The sequence below is a fragment of the Nocardia sp. KT25-26 genome (assembly GCF_056627695.1).
The window spans coordinates 3,179,795-3,195,948 of record NZ_CM152813.1; the positions used below are offsets into that span (position 1 = coordinate 3,179,795).

The following is a 16,154-nucleotide window of genomic DNA, read 5'->3' on the forward strand; positions in this document are numbered from 1 at the left end:
CCGCCGATGCCGCATCCGGCGGCCGCTCATCTCCCGAGATCTTCTCACCGTCGCACGCACCCGGTTCGGCAGAAACCGCGAGTGCGCTGACCAAGGATTGGAGCCGCCGTGGGGACCGCCGTGTCTGCGGAACGAGAAACCGAAGGGTCGGTTATCGCTGCGCTGCGCAGCCCGAAACTGCTGCGTACCGAGGTGCTGGCCGGCTTGGTCGTCGCATTGGCGCTGATCCCGGAGGCGATCTCGTTCTCGATCATCGCCGGAGTCGATCCACGGGTGGGTCTGTTCGCTTCGTTCACCATGGCGGTGACGATCGCGATCACCGGCGGACGCCCGGCCATGATCTCGGCTGCCACCGGTGCTGTGGCCTTGGTGATCGCCCCGCTGGTGAAGGAGCACGGCCTGGACTATCTCATCGCGGCGGTCCTGCTGGCCGGTGTGCTGCAGGTGCTGTTCAGCGTGCTCGGCGTCGCGAAACTGATGCGGTTCATCCCGCGCAGCGTGATGGTCGGGTTCGTGAATGCCCTGGCCATCCTGATCTTCATGTCCCAGGTGCCGCACCTGCTCGGCGTGCCGTGGCTGGTGTACCCCATGGTCGGCGTGGGCCTGCTGATCATGGTCTTCCTGCCCAAACTGACCAATGTCGTGCCCGCCCCGCTGGTGGCGATCGTGCTGCTCACCGCGGCCACCATCGCCTTCGCGTTGAATGTGCCGGATGTCGGTGACGAGGGTGAGTTGCCGTCGAGCCTGCCGTCGCTGTTCATCCCCGACGTCCCTGTCACCTTCGAGACCCTGGGCATCATCGCCCCGTACGCCCTCGCCATGGCGCTGGTCGGCCTGCTCGAATCCCTGATGACGGCCAAGCTGGTCGACGACATCACCGACACCCACTCCGACAAGACCAGGGAGGGCTGGGGCCAGGGCATCGCCAATATCGTCACCGGTGTCTTCGGCGGCATGGGCGGCTGCGCGATGATCGGCCAGACCATGATCAACGTGAAGTCGTCGGGGGCTCGTACCCGCCTCTCGACTTTCCTCGCGGGCATCTTCCTGCTGATTCTCGTGGTCGGCCTCGGTGGCCTGGTGGCGCAGATTCCGATGGCAGCGCTGGTCGCGGTGATGATCATGGTGTCGGTCGGCACCATGGACTGGCACTCGATCGCGCCGAAGACGCTGCGCCGGATGCCGATCGCGGAGACCACCGTGATGCTGGTCACCGTCGTGGTCACCGTGTTCACCCACAACCTCGCCTACGGCGTCCTCGTCGGTGTCCTGACGGCCATGGTGGCGTTCGCGCATCGGGTCGCGCACTTCACCGAGGTGATCAAGGTGCACGAGGCCGATACGAACCACGACGGGGACGTCGACACCCGGGTCTACAAGGTGCAGGGCGAACTCTTCTTCGCCTCCAGCAACGACCTGGTCTACCAGTTCGACTATGTCGGCGATCCGCACAACGTGATCATCGATATGTCCGAGGCACACATCTGGGACGCCTCGACCGTCGCCGCATTGGACGGCATCACCCAGAAGTACGAGGCCAAGGGCAAGCATGTCGAGATCATCGGCATGAACGCGGCGTCCGAGAAGCGGCACGGGCAGTTGTCCGGGCATCTCGCCGGCGCGCACTGAGCGGGCCACGCCCAGAAGTACGGCAACCGGCACCGACCGCCGCGGCATCCGCCGGGGCCGGGATGCGCGCCGGTTTCCGCGTACGGTGCGATGGTGATGTCACGATGAGTGCGCGATTCGAAGAACTGGGCTGGCGGCAGACGCCGATGGGGGAGTTCAGCCTCCGGCGGCGATTCGACCCGGTTGCGCGAGCCGACGTCTATGAGGTGAAACTCGACGACGAATACCTGATGTCGAGCCTGTTCACGGTGGCCGAGCGGGAACTGGCCCGTTCGGGCCTCGCCCGTACTCCGGGAAACGACCTGGATATCGTGGTCGGGGGCCTGGGGCTCGGATACACCGCGGTGGAAGCGCTCACCGACCCGCGGGTGCGTACTCTCCGCGTGATCGAGTACTCGGACGCGGTCATCGAATGGCATGCGCGCGGATTGCTGCCCGAGGCTGCCGGCCTGTCCGCGGATGCTCGCGTCGACCTCGTATGCGCCGACTTCTTCGCCGCCGCGACCGCGCCGGCCGGGTTCGACGCCGACAGCCCGGGGCGGACATTCGATGCGGTGCTGCTCGATATCGACCACACTCCGCAGCACGTCCTGCACGACTCGCACGCGGGGTTCTACACCGCCGACGGCCTGCGGTCGCTGTCGCGACTTCTGGTGCCCGGCGGCACTTTTGCCATGTGGGCCGATGGGCTCCCGGACGACAGCTTCGGCAAGCTGCTGGAAGAGGTCTTCGTCGATGTCGAAGGCAAGGCCGTGTCCTTCGGCAATCCGCTGACTCGCGAAACATCGACGAGCACCGTCTACCTCGCGACCCGGCCGGACTACTCTGCCCTTGCGTAAGGGGTCTACCTGCTCGACCGGTAATCCGAACCGGGTGTGCACCTCCGGGGCGATGCGGCGCCGGAGGTCCTGCCGGACTTCCTCGGGCTCATCGGCCCGTGGCCGACCCGGCGTTCCGGGGCATCGACGTCACCTTCGACGGGATCTGATCGCGGGTCCGGCTGAGCCGGTGCGCCGTGACCCGACTCGGCTGCTGGATGCTATTCGCTCCGGCGGGATGGTCCACGGGATATCCTCGTCCCGTGCCGCAGGGTCGGCAGTGTTCGAAGCGTGTTTCCGAGGGGGCCGTCGGAGTATGGGACTGGAACTGGCGTTGGAACTTTCGTCGGCGACGGGTCGTGGCGAGGAATACGATCGGTGGCAGGCTCTGATGGCGGAGACGTACAACGTGCCGCTCTCGGTGGAGACATATGCCGAGCGGCCGTTCCACGGCCGGGTGTCGGGCGGGGCACTGACGGGGGCCGAAGGTATCATATCGACGACTCTTGCCGGTGTGAATCAACGGTTTCGACGATCTCGTCGCCACATCAGTCGCTCGGCCGAGGAGTACCTGATGGCAGTTGTTCCTGCCGAAGGGCAGCTACGCCTGATCCAGGCCGGTCGAACTGCGGTGATCGGACCGGGGGAGATGATTTTTTTCGATACCTCGCAGCCGTACTACTGGCCGTACGCATCGAGGTTCGAAATGGTGACGGTGCAGGTGCCGATTCGGATGCTTCGGGAACAGCCGGGACTGAACCGAATGGATTGGCCCGTGGCGGTGCGATTGCCGGCCATCGGTGCGGCGGGCGTGGTTGCCGAGTTCTTCCGCAACCTCGCCCGGGTGCGGCAGGAGTCGCCGGCGCAGGCGGATGTGCTGGCGTCGGGGGCCTTGGATCTGTTCGGATCGGCGGTTCTGCTGGCGGCGGGGGAGCGCGCTGTCGATGCGCCCGGCGAACGGCTGCGGCATGAGCAGGCGCTGGACGTCATGCGCCGCCGATGTACGGATCCCCAGTTGACGGTGGACGAAATCGCCGCCGCATGCAATGTATCGCGCCGCACACTGTTCCGGATCTTCGAGGAGTCCGGCTGCGGCTTCTCTGCGAGTTTGCGCAGAATGCGCGTGCGGCACGGGCAGCGACTACTGCTGCAGGATCGATCGATCTCCCCGATGCTGGTCGCATATGCGTCGGGCTTCGCCTCCGATCGCACGTTCTATCGGGCGTTCCTGGAGGAGACCGGGATGACGCCGGGTGACTACCGGGCTGCCCACAGCCGCTGACCCGAACGGCCCGGACGCGCTGCAGTTCGGACGCGTTGCGGTTCGGCAGGTCCGGACCCGCGGTGTGGCAGGGCACCGCCGGTGCGTCGGAGACGAATCCGGGTGCCGACGGTGCCCGACCCAGTCGAACGGTCCGGCTGTGCCGGGTCAACCGGCGGTGACGTGTGGCGTTTCGGGTGGCGGTCCGGTGCCTTCGTGGGCGGCTGGCCACTTGCTCAGGCGGATGGTTCCGCTGCGGCGATCATGGTCTGGGTCCGGAGAAGCGCTGTGCCGTCGTCGATCGGAGCGCAGGCATGGGTGTGGCTTCACTGGTGTGGTGGGTGTCATCGAGGCGCGCGGGCACCGAGGAACGCCAGTAGCGCGCCCGCCGCGAGGATTCCGGCGACGGCAGTGAAAACGGTCGTCAGGCCGCCCGAAACGGGGCCGATCATGGCGGGTCCGGCGGAGGCGCCGAGGAACAGGGCGCAGGTGTAGAGAGCGACGGCCGCGCCGCGGGCCTGCCCGGCCCGGGTGCCGATCGCTTCCACCAGTGCCGGTGCGGCCACCGCGATCGCTGCGGCGAAGACGAACAGCAGCACTCCGAGCGAAACCCCTCCGGGTCCGGTGCCGCCTGACACCACCGCACCGGTCAGGGCCGTGCCACCGGCCAGTAGCAGTGCCGCGACCACCCGATGGCCGGCGCCGAGGCGGCCGAGCCACGGCGCGAGGAGTGGGACGAGTACGAGTGCCGGGAGCGAACCGGCGCGCAAGGCGAGCATGGCCTCGGGGTCGTCGGTCAGCGATTCGGGTCCGGTGACCTCGAGGCCGGTGTAGACGGCGACGAAACCGCAGAGCAGCGTGGTGGCAGACAGCAGGAGCAGCACCAGCGCAGGGTTGGTCAGCAGCAGGCCCATCGCCCGGAACGCGCCGCCGATCGAGCCGGTGGCATTGCTCCGGTCCGGCTCGAGCACGACACCGAGCAGTACTGCGCCGCCTCCTGCTGCCGCAGCACAGATCAGGAAGACCGACCGCCAGCCGGCAGCTTCGGCCAGCCACTGCGCGAACACCTGTCCGAGGACGCCTGCGGCCAGGAAGGAACTCGTCAGCCAGGTCATTGCGGTGACTCGGCGTTGCGGTTCGATGCGCTCGGCGATATAGGCGAAGGCGGCCGGGGCGAAGGTGGCCGCGCACAATCCCTGCACGAGGCGGAGCCCGCACCCGGTACCCAGGTCGTTCGCCGCCGCCACGGCTGCGGTGGCGAGGGCGGTGAGGGCGAGGCCGCCGACGATGAGCCGGCGCCGGCCGAACCGGTCCGACAGCGGGCCCGAGATCAGGAAGCCGCCCGCGTACCCGATGCCGAAGGCGGTGGCGGTCCAGCCTGCGCCGCCGGTACCGGTCGACCAGGAGTCCGCGATCCGGTCCAGCATCGGCAGCACCGTGTAGAGCTGGCCCACCACCAGGACGCCCAGGGCACAAAGCGCCGGCACGGTGCGCGCGAAAGGGGCGTACGAGGGCGGGGGTGAGGCCGATCCGGCCCGGTCCGGGGTGCGCAGCGGTGGAGTCATGCGACCATCGTGTGTAACCAACTAGTTAGTTGTCAACCCTCGGCGCGTGGACCTGGGCAGAGTACGCGCGGGTAACCGTGCCTGGTGGCGACACTGGTGGGTGGGATGGCGCAGACTGTCCGGGATCGCTACGCAATCTGCCCGATCGGGGCCATCGCACAGGAATGGAAGGAGTCGGCGAGTGTTCAGGCGCATCGCCATCGTCAACCGGGGTGAAGCCGCAATGCGGCTCATCCATGCCGTGCGTGATCTGGCAGCGGAGACCGGGCTACCGGTAGAAACGGTCGCCCTCTACACCGATGTCGACCGAAACGCCACGTTCGTCCACGAGGCCGACGTCACCTACGACCTCGGCCCGGCCTCCGCGCGCCCGTACCTGGATCCGAAGGCCCTGGAACAGGCCCTCGTCGCGACGAAGGCCGACGCCGCCTGGGTCGGCTGGGGCTTCGTGGCCGAGGATCCCGCCTTCGCGGAGCTGTGTCAGCAGATCGGGGTGACCTTCATCGGTCCCGATCCGGAGGCCATGCGCAAGCTCGGCGACAAGATCGGCGCCAAGCTGATCGCCGAAGAGGTCGGCGTCCCGGTGGCACCGTGGAGCCACGGCTCGGTCGAGACGGTGGAGGCGGCAGTCGAGGCCGCCGCCGAGATCGGCTACCCGCTGATGCTGAAGGCCACCGCGGGTGGTGGCGGTCGCGGCATCCGCAAGGTCAGCGACGAATCCGAACTCGTCGACGCCTACGAACGCACCAGCCAGGAGGCAGCGCGCGCGTTCGGCAGCGGCATCGTGTTCCTGGAGCGCCTGGTCACCGGTGCCCGGCACGTCGAGGTTCAGGTGATCGCCGACGGACAAGGCACCGCCTGGGCGCTCGGTGTGCGCGACTGTTCGGTGCAGCGGCGCAATCAGAAGGTCATCGAGGAGTCGGCGTCGCCGGTGCTGCGACCGGAGCAGGCCGCCGAGCTGAAGGCGTCGGCCGAACGACTCGCTCTCGCCGTCGGCTACCGCGGCGCGGCCACCGTCGAATTCCTGTACCACCCCGGCGACGAGCTGTTCGCCTTCCTCGAGGTCAACACCCGGCTGCAGGTGGAACACCCGATCACCGAATGCACCACCGGCTTCGACCTGGTCCGGGCGCAGTTGCAGGTGGCCGCCGGCGGCAAGCTCGAAGGCGAGCCCCCGGCCGAACGCGGACATGCCATCGAGGCCCGGCTCAACGCCGAGGACCCGGATCGCGACTTCGCCCCCGCTCCCGGCCGGATCGTGCGGCTCAACCTGCCCGCCGGCCCGGGGATCCGGGTCGACACCGGCGTCAGCGAGGGGGACACGATCCCCGCCGACTTCGACTCGATGATCGCCAAGATCATCGCCTACGGCCGCAATCGCGACGAAGCGCTCGGCCGGCTGCGCCGGGCCGTGGCCGAAACGAAGGTGGTGATCGAGGGCGGCGCGACCAACAAGAGCTTCGTCCTGGACCTGCTCGACCAGCCCGAGGTGATCGACGGCAGCGCGGACACCGGATGGATCGACCGGGTCCGCGGCGAGGGACGCCTGGTCGCCGACCGGCACGGCGCGATCGCGCTCGCGGTGGCGGCCATCGACGCCTACGAGGAAGACGAACGAGTCGAGCGACACCGGCTGCTGTCCACGGCGGCGGGCGGCCGACCGCAGGTGCAGCACCAGAGCGGGCGCCCCTACGACCTCAAGCTGCGCGGTGCCGGGTACCGGGTGCAGGTGGCACGGGTCGGTGCACACCGGTTCCGCGTCGGCATCGATTCCGGTGGCCGCCTGCACACCGCCGACGTCGACCTGGAGCGTTTCGACGCGCACGCCGGGCAGATCACAGTCAACGGCGCCCGCTTCCGGATGATCACCGGCACGCACGGGCCCATCCACCTGGTCGAACTCGACGGAGTCACGCACCGGATCAGCCGCGACGAGGGCGGTGTCGTCCGATCGCCCGCGCCCGCACTGGTCGTCGCCACACCGGTCCAGGTCGGCGACGAGGTCGAAGCGGATGCTCCGGTGCTGGTGCTGGAGAGCATGAAGATGGAGACGGTGCTGCGGGCACCGTTCCGGGCCCGGCTGAAGGAATGCCCCGTCTCGGTCGGTACCCAGGTGGAAACCGGTGCGCCGTTGCTGCGCCTGGAGCCCCTGGGCGATGACGGGGACCAGGCCGAGGCCGGTGCGGCCGGGGCGGCCGACCTGGACCTGCCCGAGGCAGCCATGCCGGTGCAGCCCGAGGTGCGGCTGGCACGCTGCCTGCAGGACCTGCGCAGCCTGCTGCTGGGCTTCGACGTCGATCCGCACGACGAGCGCCGGGCGATCGACGACTACCTCGCCGTACGCGGGCCCGCGGTCGCCGACAATCAGCGGCCGCTCGCCGAGGAACTCGACCTGCTGCAGGTGTTCGCCGACCTCGCCGAACTGAGCAGCAACCGGTCGGCCGACGACGGCGGCCACGGCCATGTGCACAGCGCGCGCGAGTACCTGCACACCTACCTGCAGAGCCTGGATGCCGACCGTGCTGGGTTGCCGGATTCCTACCGCGCCAGGCTCGCCCAGGCACTCGGCCACTACGGGATCACCGAGCTGGACCGGACCCCCGAGCTCGAAGCCGCGGTGTTCCGGATCTTCCTCGCCCAGCAGCGGCCCGCCGACACCGTCACGGTCGTCACCACCCTGCTGCGGGAGTGGCTGCGGGAGCCGGTGCCGGATCAGGTGCTGCGGGAGCCGGTCGGGCTGATGCTGGAGCGCCTGGTCGCCGCCACCCAGGTGCGATTCCCGGTGATCGCCGATCTGGCTCGCGGCGTAGTGTACGCATGGTTCGGCCTGCCGCTGCTGCGGCGCAATCGAGCCCGCGTGTACACCGACGTCCGCAAGCAGCTCAGCCATCTCGACGCGCACCCGGACACCCCGGACCGCGCCGACCGCATCGCGGAGATGGTGCGCAGCACCGAACCGCTGGTGAAACTGCTCGGCCAGCGTCTCGTGCGCGGCAGCGCCGACAACACCGCGATGCTGGAAGTGCTCACCCGCCGCTACTACGGCAACAAGGACCTCGCCGGCGTGCGCGCCGCGGAGTTCGGCGGCTGCGGTTTCGTCGTCGCCGAGCGGCGGGGGCTGACCCTGGTCTCGGCCGCGGTCGGTTTCGAGGCGCTCGACACTGCGTTGCAGGGGCTGTCCCGGCTGGCCGCCGGTGCCGCCTCCATCGAGGCCGACATCTACCTCAGCTGGGAGAAGCAGCCCGAGGACTTCGACGCCATGGCGGCCGACCTGCAGGAGAAGCTGGCCGCGCAGCCGCTGCCGAGCCAGGTGCACCGGGTGACCATGACCGTCGCGGGCAGCGGCGGCGGGGTCATGCACCACCACTTCACCTTCCGTCCGTCGGCGGTCGGGATGGCCGAGGAGCGGCTCATCCGTGGCCTGCACCCGTTCATCGCCCAGCGGATGCAGATGACCCGGCTGCGCAAGTTCGACCTGACCCGGTTGCCTGCCTCCGACAACGACGAGGTGTACCTGTTCCGCGCGGTCGCCAAGGAGAATCCGGCCGACCAGCGCCTGGTCGCCTTCGCCCAGGTCCGCGACCTGGCGGCACTGCGCGACCACGACGGCCGGCTGCTGGCGCTGCCGTCCGCCGAGATCGCCATCGCCACCTGCCTCGACTCGATCCGCCGGGCCGCGTCGCAGCGGTCGTCGGCCGCGAAGCGCTTCAACACCAACCGCATCGTGCTCTACATCTGGCCGCCGATCGATGTGGCCCGCGACGAGCTGGAAAAGGTCATCGGCGGCCACGTACTGCCGCTGACGGTCGGGGCGGGTCTCGAGGAGATCCTGCTCATCGCCCGGCAGCGGGACCCGCAGTCCGGCGAACTGACCAAGGTGGCCGTCCGGATCTCGTTCGACGCCACCGGGAGCCCCGTGGTGCGGGTCGGCGAACGCCACGACGAGGCGGTCGAGCCGATCGACGAGTACCGGCAGAAGGTGCTGCGCGCGGCGAGCCGCAACACCGTGTACCCGTACGAACTGACCGGGCTGCTCGGTGAGTTCAGCGAGTACGACCTCGACGCGGACCACAAGCTGGTACCGGTCGACCGGCCCAAGGGCCGCAACACGGCGGCGATCGTCGCCGGTGTGGTCACCAGCCGGACCGAACGGCATCCGCAGGGCATCACCCGGGTGGTACTGCTGGGTGATCCGACGAAATCGCTGGGCGCGCTGTCGGAACCGGAATGCCGCCGGGTGATCGCGGCGCTCGACCTGGCCGAGCGGATGCAGGTGCCCGTCGAATGGTTCGCACTGTCCTCGGGCGCCCGGATCTCGATGACCTCGGGCACGGAGAACATGGACTGGGTGGCGGCCGCGCTCAAGCGGATCGTCGAGTTCACCCAGGACGGCGGTGAGATCAACATCGTGGTCTCGGGTATCAACGTCGGCGCGCAGCCGTACTGGAACGCCGAGGCGACCATGCTCATGCACACCAAGGGCATTCTCGTGATGACCCCGGATTCGGCGATGGTGCTCACCGGTAAGCAGGCGCTCGACTTCTCGGGTGGTGTCTCCGCGGAGGACAACTTCGGTATCGGCGGCTACGACCGGGTGATGGGTCCCAACGGCCAGGCCCAGTACTGGGCGCCGGATCTGAATGCGGCACGCGCCATCCTGATGTCGCACTACGACCACACCTATGTGGCGCCCGGCGACCGGACGCCGCGGCGGGCGGAGACCGGCGACCCGGTCGACCGGGACGTCTCCGACTTCCCGCACCCGACCGACAACAGCGATTTCACCACCGTCGGCGAGATCTTCTCCGCCACGGCGAATCCGGATCGGAAGAAGCCCTTCGACATCCGCACCGTGATGCGGGCCCTGGCCGACCAGGACCACCCGGTGCTGGAACGCTGGGCCGGGATGGCCGACGCCGACACCGCGGTCGTGCAGGATGCCCGCCTCGCGGGTATCCCGGTCTGCCTGCTCGGTATCGAGTCCCGCGGGGTGCCGCGGCGCGGGTTCCCCGCCACCGACGGACCCGACACGTACACGGCCGGAACGCTGTTCCCGCAGTCGTCGAAGAAGGCGGCGCGGGCGATCAACGCCGCCAGCGGCAACCGGCCGCTGGTCGTGCTGGCGAACCTGTCCGGCTTCGACGGCTCGCCGGAGTCGATGCGCAAGGTGCAGCTCGAGTACGGTGCCGAGATCGGCCGGGCCATCGTGAACTTCGACGGGCCCATCGTGTTCTGCGTGATCTCGCGCTATCACGGTGGCGCTTTCGTCGTGTTCTCCAAGGCGTTGAACCCGAATATGACGGTCCTCGCCATCGAGGGTTCCTATGCCTCGGTGCTCGGCGGAGCACCGGCCGCCGCGGTGGTGTTCTCCGGCGACGTGGATGCCCGGACCGCCGCCGATCCGCGCGTGCAGGAACTGCAGGAGCGGGCCGCCGCCGCCTCCGGTGCCGAACGCGCCGCCCTCACCGCCGAATTCGAGGAAACCCGGGCATCGGTCCGGGCCGAGAAGCTCGGTGAGGTCGCCGCCGAATTCGACGGTGTGCACAACGTGCAGCGTGCCGTCGACGTCGGCTCGGTGGATGCGATCATTCGCGCTGCCGAACTGCGCCCGCGGATCATCGACGCCATCGAGGCGGGCCTGGCCCGCTGAGCGTGTCCCCGGTGGGGCGAGGACGAATCGTCCTCGCCCCACCGGTCTTTCCGGGGCTCTGCTCGGCAGTCGGCTTGTAGCATCCGGATGCCGACCGGTAGCTGCTGGTTTCGAGATGGACACGCCCCCGGTGGTTCCGGGTGGCGAACTTCATGTGTACAGATGTTGAACTACCCCGCGATTCGCGTCGCCGGGGCGGCCCGCGTGGGGTACGGTCGCTGGCGTTTGCTGATCGGTATCTGTACGAAAGGATTCGGGAATGGCGTTCGAAGTCAAGGGAGCAATCGGCGACCACTACAACGGGGCCGGTGGCGCGTCGAGTCCGCTAGGGGAGCCGACCTCGGACGAGTTGGACGCCCCCAACGGCGGCAAGTACCAGGAGTTCACCGGCGGCGTCATCTACTTCACCGTCCCGACAGGTGCGAAGACGGTGTACGGCGCCATCCGGCAGGCCTGGGAGGGCGAAGGCGGTGCCGGTGGCCGGCTGGGCTACCCCACCTCCGACGAGCAGGACATCGAGGGCGGCAAGATCAGCCACTTCGAGAACGGGTCGATCAGCTACTCGTTCGCCGATGACGCGGTGACGGTCAACGCGGGCTGACACGTCGGGCCATCGAAACGGCGGGCACCGATCCTCGGATCGGTGCCCGCCGTGCTGTGTGAACGAAGACCGTCAGCCGACCGGCAGTACGCCCAGAATCGGGTCGTAGGCCCAGTTCAGGAGCCGCTCGGCGTCCTCCTTGGCGGCCCGGCTGCTGTGCGCGGAACTGTGCAGCACCACACCGACCAACGGGATGCCCGCCCGCACCGTCGCGAACAGCAGGCAGTGCCCGGCAGCGTTGGTGTTGCCGGTCTTGATGCCGATGGTGCCGGGGTATTCGCGCAACAGCCGGTTCGTGGTCTCCCAACGGTGTTCGCGGTTCTGCGGGCCCGCCGGCACGTAATGGTCGAGCGCGCCGACGATCTCACGGAACACCGGCCGCCACATGGCGCGAGCCCCGAGAGACACCAGATTCGCGGGGGTGGAGTGGGTGGAATCGTCGGTGGGATTCGGCAGGCCGCTGGGGTCGGTGAATCGGGTACCCGCCAGGCCCATCCGGTGTGCGGTCGCATTCATCTTGTCGAGGAAGCCCGCCTGCCCGGGGCCGAACGATTCGGCGAGCGCATAGGCGGCGTCGCATCCGGAGGGCAGCAGCAGTCCGTACAGGATCTGACGGGCGCTGAGTACCTCACCGGCGGCGAGACCCGCGGTGCTGCCGTTGTGCTGGGCGCAGTATCCGGCTGCTTCCGCAGGAACGGTCACCGGCCGCTCGAGGTCCCCGCTGTCGATAACGACCACCGCGGTCATCACTTTCGCGAGACTGGCCATCGGGACCGGTCGGTGCGCCTGCCGCGCCCACAACACCGTCCCGGTGACACCGTCCGCCACCGCCGCCCCGGCCGCTTGCAGCCCGGCCGGGCCCGCCGCGGGCCACGGCCCGTCGGCGCTGCCGGTGGGACCGGCATCCGCCGCCCCGTGTCCGACGGCGATGACCACCGCAGCGGCGACGGTCGCGTGCAACACTCTGGCAAAGGTGCGCATCGGCACATTCTTACCGACTGTCGGACCGATCCGTGGGATTTGCGCTGCTCGCGAGCCGCACCTCGCGCCTGGCAGGCGCAGCGAGGTGGCGAACGGTTTGCCTCAACGAATGGCCGACGTGCCCGCAATGCTCAGGTACATGACCATGGTGACGAAAAGGAACCAGCCGGCTCCCTGCCACACCATCCAGCCTTCGCCGCGGTGCCAGGCACGATAGGCCAGCACGAAGGCTCCGATACCGCCGACCGTCAAAGGGACGGCCGGGACGAAGACGAGCGTGACTGCGGCGGTCGTCTCGCATTCCGTACCGGCCGCGTCGCAGAACACCCGGTCACCAGCCCATGCATAGATGACAGCGAAAGCGAGCACGGCGGCGAGAACGGCCGCACCGCCGTACAGGACGGCCCGGCGATAGGTGCGATCGCTGTGGCCGCGGGGACGGCCCGGATTGCCACGTTCCGACATAGTCACCTCGAGTTGTCGAGTCCAAGGTCGAGCGGGCGGGAGTCCAGGGTAAACCCATCGCCTGTCGGGCCGTTGATGTGCCGTGTGCCGCAGCCGCCCGGCCGAACGCAAACGGACCATCCCCCGGAGGGGGACGGTCCGTTCGTGGCTTGCGCGTATCGGCGCGACGGGAGCGTGCGGCGGGCGCCGGGCAGCGCTCAGAGCGGCAGCAGGTGGTGCTTCCGCGGATACCGGACGACCTTCTTGTCCCGCAGCAGGTGCAGGGCACGGCGGAGTTCCAGACGGGTGGCGGACGGCTCGATCACCGCATCGATGTAGCCGCGTTCCGCGGCGATCCACGGGGTGGCGATGGTGGCGTTGTAGAAGTCGATCATCTGCCGGCGAATCGTTTCGCGCTGGTCCTCGGGGGCGGCGTCGAGCACCTTGCGCTGGGTGAGGCCGACGGCGCTCTCGGCGCCCATCACGGCGATCCGGGCGGTCGGCCAGGCGAGGTAGGTGTCGCAGCCGAGGGCCTTGGCGCCCATCACGGCCCAGCCGCCGCCGTACGCCTTGCGGATCACCACGGTGACCTTGGGGACCGTTGCCTCCACGTAGGCGAACAGGAACCGGCCGCCGCGCTTGATGACGCCGGCCTTCTCCTGTTCCACGCCCGGCAGGAAGCCGGGGGTGTCCACCACGAGCACGAGTGGAATCTCGAAGGCATTGCAGATGTGGATGAAGTGCGCGGCCTTGTCGCTGGCCTTGGCGTCCAGCGCGCCGGCGAGGACGGTCGGCTGATTGGCGACGACGCCCACCGGGCGGCCGTCGACGCGGGCGAAGCCGGTGATCAGGTTGTGGGTCGCCGATGCACCGATCTCGTGGAATTCGCCGTCGTCGAAGATCCGCAGCAGCACATCGTGCATATCGTAGATCGCGTTGTCCGAATCCGGGACGAGGCTGTTCAGGCTCAGATCGGAGTCGGTGACCTCCGGTTCCAGCCCCGGGTTGATCACCGGCGGCAGTTCCGTGGAGCTGGAGGGCAGGTAGCTCAGGTAGTTGCGGACCCAGGCGAACGCGGCCGCCTCGTCCTCGGCGACGTGGTGGATATTGCCGTAGGCGGCCTGGTTGTAGGCGCCACCCAGCTCCTCCATGTCGACCTTCTCGCCGAGCGCGTCCTCGATGACCTTGGGGCCGGTCACGAACATGTGCGCGCTGCGGGTGGCGACGACGACATCGGTGCAGATCGGCTGATACACCGCACCCGCCGCGCAGTTGCCCAGGATCAGCGACACCATCGGTACCGCACCCGAGAGCGGCTCCATCTTGGTGGCCAGCTCGCCGTACCAGCGCAGCGACGTCACCGCCTCCTGGACCCGCGCGCCGCCGGAGTCGTTGATCCCGACCAGCGGGCAGCCCATCTTGCCCGCCAGGTCCATGATCGCGGCGACCTTGCGGCCGAACATCTCGCCGATGGTGCCGCCGTACACGGTCTGGTCGTGCGAGAACACGGCGACCGGCCGCCCGTCGACGAGGCCGTGCCCGGTGACCACGCCGTCGCCGTAGAGGGCGTCCTTGTCGCTGGGGTTGCGCACCAGGGCGCCGATCTCGACGAACGTCCCCGGGTCCATCAGCATTTCGATGCGCTGCCGAGCCGACGGGATACCTTTGCGTGCTCTCTTGGCGGCTCCCGCCTCTCCGGCCGGTTCCTGCGCGATCTCGAGTTTCTTACGCAGGTCGGCGAGCTTGTCGGCAGTAGCACTCATCAATAACTTCCAGATCTGTCTGCAGGCGAACACCGCGCGGTGAGCGGGGCGGATCTCACAGTACCGCGCGTACACCACATGGTCGGCTGCCCGGGTTTGTGACCTTGCCCAGATCGGTCCCGGGCACCGATGTGGTGACCGGCGGCCACCTCGGCCGGCGGCCCGCCTACATCCCGAGCAGGCCCTTGGCGATGTGGGTGACCTGGATTTCGTTGCTGCCCGCGTAGATCATCAGCGACTTCGCGTCGCGCGCCAGCTGCTCGACCTTGTACTCGGCCATGTAGCCATTGCCGCCGAACAGCTGAACCGCTTCCATGGCCACCTCGGTAGCGGCGCGGGAGGAGTAGAGCTTCATCGCCGAGGCCTCGGCGAGGGACACCTTCTCGCCCGCCGCGGTGCGCTCGATCGCATTGAAGACCATGTTCTGCACGTTGATGCGGGCGATCTCCATCTCGGCCAGCTTGAGCTGGATCAGCTGGAACCGGCCGATCTCGTTGCCCCACAGCTTCCGGGACTTCGCGTAGTCGATGCACAGCCGGTGGCATTCGTTGATGATGCCGAGGGCGAGGGAGGCGATGCCGATCCGTTCGGCAGCGAACGACTCCCGGGCGCTGTCCTTACCGTCGCCGGTGGCGGGGTTCTCGGACTCGCCGAGCAGCCGATCCGGGGTGATCCGCACATTGTCGAAGAACAGTTCACCGGTGGGCGAGGAGTTCATCCCCATCTTCTTGAACGGTGGGCTCTGTAGGAATCCCGGCATGCCCTTGTCCAGGACGAAGGTCAGCACCTTGCGGTCGCGGCGATCGGTGTCGTCGCCCTCGTCGAGCTTGGCGTAGACCACGGTCACATCCGCGTATGGGCCGTTCGTGATGAACGTCTTGCGGCCGTTGAGGATGTAGTCTTCGCCGTCGCGGCGGACATAGGACTTCATGCCGCCGAAGGCGTCCGAGCCGGAGTCGGGTTCGGTGATGGCCCAGGCGCCGACCTTGTCCATCGTCACCAGGTCCGGCAACCAGCGCTTCTTCTGTGCGAGGGTGCCCCGGCTGCGGATGGTGCCGACGGCGAGCCCCAGGCTGACGCCCAGGGAGGCGACCAGGCCGAGGCTGACGCCGGCGAGCTCACTGTTGAGGATCACCCCCATACTGCCCGCCCCGCTGAACCCGTTGCCGGACTTCTCGGTCGTTCCGGACTCCTCGCGGGCGAGGGCCTTCGCCAGCCCGTCGCGCGCCAGCTCGTCCAGCCCGAACGTCGAGTACAGCTTGCGGATGATCTCGAACGGGGGGAGTGCACCACTTTCCAGCTCGTCGATGTGCGGCTGGATCTCCTTGTCGATGAAGGCGCGCAGTGCGTCGCGGAACATCAGGTCTTCGTCGGACCACTGGTACATGTCGTGAACTCCGAGGGTTGCCGGTACGGTCTACCTCGAATATAGAACACGTTCT

The 16,154-nt window shown here is 68.5% G+C and carries 10 protein-coding genes; 5 read left to right on the plus strand and 5 right to left on the minus strand.

The window, feature by feature from the left end; all coding sequences use genetic code 11:
- Positions 1-120 precede the first annotated feature (120 nt).
- The 3 genes from AC1HFH_RS14460 to AC1HFH_RS14470 all read left to right on the plus strand — a co-directional run bounded on the left by AC1HFH_RS14460 (position 121) and on the right by AC1HFH_RS14470 (position 3,729).
- Positions 121-1,629 carry a SulP family inorganic anion transporter gene (locus AC1HFH_RS14460; RefSeq protein WP_480243293.1) on the plus strand — a complete coding sequence of 503 codons (1,509 nt, stop codon included), beginning with the start codon at positions 121-123 and terminating at the stop codon, positions 1,627-1,629.
- Positions 1,630-1,733: 104 nt separating this feature from the next.
- Positions 1,734-2,468 carry a polyamine aminopropyltransferase gene (locus AC1HFH_RS14465; RefSeq protein WP_480243294.1) on the plus strand — a complete coding sequence of 245 codons (735 nt, stop codon included), beginning with the start codon at positions 1,734-1,736 and terminating at the stop codon, positions 2,466-2,468.
- 295 nt (positions 2,469-2,763) lie between these two features.
- Complete coding sequence (locus AC1HFH_RS14470) at positions 2,764-3,729, plus strand: helix-turn-helix domain-containing protein (RefSeq protein ID WP_480243295.1); 966 nt, start codon at positions 2,764-2,766, stop codon at positions 3,727-3,729.
- Positions 3,730-4,052: 323 nt separating this feature from the next.
- On the opposite strand, the gene AC1HFH_RS14475 is transcribed toward AC1HFH_RS14470, so the two are convergent.
- A complete protein-coding gene (locus tag AC1HFH_RS14475; RefSeq protein ID WP_480243296.1) occupies positions 4,053-5,195 on the minus strand; it encodes an MFS transporter in 1,143 nt (380 codons plus the stop codon).
- A 259-nt stretch (positions 5,196-5,454) separates the two neighbouring features.
- Between AC1HFH_RS14475 and AC1HFH_RS14480 the strand changes: the two genes are divergently transcribed.
- A complete protein-coding gene (locus AC1HFH_RS14480; RefSeq protein ID WP_480243297.1) occupies positions 5,455-10,923 on the plus strand; it encodes an ATP-binding protein in 5,469 nt (1,822 codons plus the stop codon).
- 259 nt (positions 10,924-11,182) lie between these two features.
- Positions 11,183-11,524, plus strand: coding sequence for an LGFP repeat-containing protein (locus tag AC1HFH_RS14485; RefSeq protein WP_480243298.1), 342 nt, complete (start codon positions 11,183-11,185; stop codon positions 11,522-11,524).
- A 72-nt stretch (positions 11,525-11,596) separates the two neighbouring features.
- Here AC1HFH_RS14485 and AC1HFH_RS14490 read toward each other — a convergent pair whose 3' ends face one another.
- The 4 genes from AC1HFH_RS14490 to AC1HFH_RS14505 form a co-directional block, all read right to left on the minus strand.
- Positions 11,597-12,505, minus strand: a complete 909-nt coding sequence (locus AC1HFH_RS14490) for a D-alanyl-D-alanine carboxypeptidase family protein (protein ID WP_480243299.1) — start codon at positions 12,503-12,505, stop codon at positions 11,597-11,599.
- Positions 12,506-12,607: 102 nt separating this feature from the next.
- Positions 12,608-12,970, minus strand: a complete 363-nt coding sequence (locus AC1HFH_RS14495; protein ID WP_480243300.1) for a hypothetical protein — start codon at positions 12,968-12,970, stop codon at positions 12,608-12,610.
- Between the two features lie 197 nt (positions 12,971-13,167).
- Positions 13,168-14,712: an acyl-CoA carboxylase subunit beta gene (locus AC1HFH_RS14500; RefSeq protein ID WP_480243301.1), complete on the minus strand. Its 1,545-nt coding sequence runs from the start codon at positions 14,710-14,712 to the stop codon at positions 13,168-13,170.
- A gap of 166 nt (positions 14,713-14,878) precedes the next feature.
- Entirely contained in the window at positions 14,879-16,099 is a 1,221-nt protein-coding gene (locus tag AC1HFH_RS14505; RefSeq protein WP_480243302.1) for an acyl-CoA dehydrogenase family protein, read from the minus strand.
- Positions 16,100-16,154: the final 55 nt, after the last annotated feature.

Bases quoted from the DNA above. Each gene is read 5' to 3' on its own strand.
- AC1HFH_RS14485 (WP_480243298.1), top strand. From the start codon at position 11,183: ATGGCGTTCGAAGTCAAGGGAGCAATCGGCGACCACTACAACGGGGCC.
- AC1HFH_RS14500 (WP_480243301.1), bottom strand. From the start codon at position 14,712: ATGAGTGCTACTGCCGACAAGCTCGCCGACCTGCGTAAGAAACTCGAG.
- AC1HFH_RS14505 (WP_480243302.1), bottom strand. From the start codon at position 16,099: ATGTACCAGTGGTCCGACGAAGACCTGATGTTCCGCGACGCACTGCGC.
- AC1HFH_RS14470 (WP_480243295.1), top strand. From the start codon at position 2,764: ATGGGACTGGAACTGGCGTTGGAACTTTCGTCGGCGACGGGTCGTGGC.
- AC1HFH_RS14490 (WP_480243299.1), bottom strand. From the start codon at position 12,505: ATGCGCACCTTTGCCAGAGTGTTGCACGCGACCGTCGCCGCTGCGGTG.
- AC1HFH_RS14465 (WP_480243294.1), top strand. From the start codon at position 1,734: ATGAGTGCGCGATTCGAAGAACTGGGCTGGCGGCAGACGCCGATGGGG.
- AC1HFH_RS14495 (WP_480243300.1), bottom strand. From the start codon at position 12,970: ATGTCGGAACGTGGCAATCCGGGCCGTCCCCGCGGCCACAGCGATCGC.